Source organism: Streptomyces sp. NPDC006798 (genome assembly GCF_040635975.1).
Classification (GTDB): domain Bacteria; phylum Actinomycetota; class Actinomycetes; order Streptomycetales; family Streptomycetaceae; genus Streptomyces.
In genome coordinates this window covers 1815-5132 of the sequence record NZ_JBEYIS010000112.1, presented here as the reverse complement: position 1 = coordinate 5132, position 3318 = coordinate 1815, and the positions used below count along the sequence as shown (strand labels likewise).

At 57.4% G+C, this 3318-nt stretch carries 1 rRNA gene; it reads right to left on the bottom strand.

Annotation, left to right across the window (positions count from 1 at the left end):
* Nucleotides 1-40: 40 nt before the first annotated feature.
* A 23S ribosomal RNA gene (locus ABZ714_RS34740) occupies nt 41-3168 on the bottom strand.
* Nucleotides 3169-3318 lie beyond the last annotated feature (150 nt).

The window sequence follows — 3318 nt, the reverse complement described above, 5'->3', positions numbered from 1 at the left end:
GGTCGTTGCCTCAGAACTAACACAGTGGACGCGAGCATCAATGGACAAGCCCTCGGCCTATTAGTACCGGTCACCTCCACCAGTTACCTGGCTTCCAGATCCGGCCTATCAACCCAGTCGTCTACTGGGAGCCTTAACCCCTCAAAGGGGGTGGGAGTCCTCATCTCGAAGCAGGCTTCCCGCTTAGATGCTTTCAGCGGTTATCCTTTCCGAACGTAGCCAACCAGCCATGCCCTTGGCAGGACAACTGGCACACCAGAGGTTCGTCCGTCCCGGTCCTCTCGTACTAGGGACAGCCCTTCTCAAGACTCCTACGCGCACAGCGGATAGGGACCGAACTGTCTCACGACGTTCTAAACCCAGCTCGCGTACCGCTTTAATGGGCGAACAGCCCAACCCTTGGGACCGACTCCAGCCCCAGGATGCGACGAGCCGACATCGAGGTGCCAAACCATCCCGTCGATATGGACTCTTGGGGAAGATCAGCCTGTTATCCCCGGGGTACCTTTTATCCGTTGAGCGACGGCGCTTCCACAAGCCACCGCCGGATCACTAGTCCCGACTTTCGTCCCTGCTCGACCCGTCGGTCTCACAGTCAAGCTCCCTTGTGCACTTACACTCAACACCTGATTACCAACCAGGCTGAGGGAACCTTTGGGCGCCTCCGTTACCCTTTAGGAGGCAACCGCCCCAGTTAAACTACCCATCAGACACTGTCCCTGATCCGGATCACGGACCCAGGTTAGACATCCAGCACGACCAGAGTGGTATTTCAACAGCGACTCCACAACCACTGGCGTGGCCGCTTCAAAGTCTCCCACCTATCCTACACAAGCCGAACCGAACACCAATATCAAACTGTAGTAAAGGTCCCGGGGTCTTTCCGTCCTGCTGCGCGAAACGAGCATCTTTACTCGTAGTGCAATTTCACCGGGCCTATGGTTGAGACAGTCGAGAAGTCGTTACGCCATTCGTGCAGGTCGGAACTTACCCGACAAGGAATTTCGCTACCTTAGGATGGTTATAGTTACCACCGCCGTTTACTGGCGCTTAAGTTCTCAGCTTCGCAACCCCGAAAGGTCACTAACCGGTCCCCTTAACGTTCCAGCACCGGGCAGGCGTCAGTCCGTATACATCGCCTTACGGCTTCGCACGGACCTGTGTTTTTAGTAAACAGTCGCTTCTCGCTGGTCTCTGCGGCCACCCCCAGCTCAGGACGTAAAGCCCATCACCGGATGTGGCCCCCCTTCTCCCGAAGTTACGGGGGCATTTTGCCGAGTTCCTTAACCATAGTTCACCCGAACGCCTCGGTATTCTCTACCTGACCACCTGAGTCGGTTTAGGGTACGGGCCGCCTTGAAACTCGCTAGAGGCTTTTCTCGACAGCATAGGATCATCCACTTCACCACAATCGGCTCGGCATCAGGTCTCACCCTCAATGTGCGGCGGATTTACCTACCACACGGGCTACACCCTTACCCCGGGACAACCACCGCCCGGGCTGGACTACCTTCCTGCGTCACCCCATCACTTACCTACTACCACCTCGGTTCAGCGGCTCCACCACTCCGAACTCGTCCGAAGACTCGCCCGGCGGCTTCACGGCCTTAGCATCAGAGGATTCGATACTGGGCGCTTCAAAGCGGGTACCGGAATATCAACCGGTTGTCCATCGACTACGCCTGTCGGCCTCGCCTTAGGTCCCGACTTACCCTGGGCAGATCAGCTTGACCCAGGAACCCTTAGTCAATCGGCGCACACGTTTCCCACGTGTGTATCGCTACTCATGCCTGCATTCTCACTCGTGTACCGTCCACCACTGCCTTCCGGCGCGGCTTCACCCGGCACACGACGCTCCCCTACCCAACCCAGCACCCGTTAGAGTTATTGCTGGATTGACACGACTTCGGCGGTACGCTTGAGCCCCGCTACATTGTCGGCGCGGAATCACTTGACCAGTGAGCTATTACGCACTCTTTCAAGGGTGGCTGCTTCTAAGCCAACCTCCTGGTTGTCTCTGCGACTCCACATCCTTTCCCACTTAGCGTACGCTTAGGGGCCTTAGTCGATGCTCTGGGCTGTTTCCCTCTCGACCATGGAGCTTATCCCCCACAGTCTCACTGCCGCGCTCTCACTTACCGGCATTCGGAGTTTGGCTAAGGTCAGTAACCCGGTAGGGCCCATCGCCTATCCAGTGCTCTACCTCCGGCAAGAAACACACGACGCTGCACCTAAATGCATTTCGGGGAGAACCAGCTATCACGGAGTTTGATTGGCCTTTCACCCCTAACCACAGGTCATCCCCCAGGTTTTCAACCCTGGTGGGTTCGGTCCTCCACGACCTCTTACAGCCGCTTCAACCTGCCCATGGCTAGATCACTCCGCTTCGGGTCTTGAGCGCGCTACTAAACCGCCCTGTTCGGACTCGCTTTCGCTACGGCTTCCCCACACGGGTTAACCTCGCAACACACCGCAAACTCGCAGGCTCATTCTTCAAAAGGCACGCAGTCACGAGAACACAAGACGAATCTCATGTTCCGACGCTCCCACGGCTTGTAGGCACACGGTTTCAGGTACTATTTCACTCCGCTCCCGCGGTACTTTTCACCATTCCCTCACGGTACTATCCGCTATCGGTCACCAGGGAATATTTAGGCTTAACGGGTGGTCCCGCCAGATTCACACGGGATTTCTCGGGCCCCGTGCTACTTGGGTGTCTCTTAAACGAGCCGCATGAATTTCAGCTACGGGGGTCTTACCCTCTACGCCGGGCCTTTCGCATGCCCTTCGCCTATCCATACGGTTTCTGACTCGTCCCACGGCCGGCAGACCGCAGTAAAGAGATCCCACAACCCCGCATGCGCAACCCCTGCCGGGTATCACACACATACGGTTTGGCCTCATCCGGTTTCGCTCGCCACTACTCCCGGAATCACGGTTGTTTTCTCTTCCTGAGGGTACTGAGATGTTTCACTTCCCCTCGTTCCCTCCACACTGCCTATGTGTTCAGCAGCGGGTGACAGCCCATGACGACTGCCGGGTTTCCCCATTCGGAAACCCCCGGATCAAAGCCTGGTTGACGACTCCCCGGGGACTATCGCGGCCTCCCACGTCCTTCATCGGTTCCTGGTGCCAAGGCATCCACCGTGCGCCCTTAAAAACTTGGCCACAGATGCTCGCGTCCACTGTGTAGTTCTCAAACAACGACCAGCCACCCGCCACCCCACCGCATAACGCGGCGAGTTCACCGGGGCCGGCAACCGAAGACACTGACGACAAAATCGCCCGTGCCCTCAGACACCCAACAGCGTGCCCGAC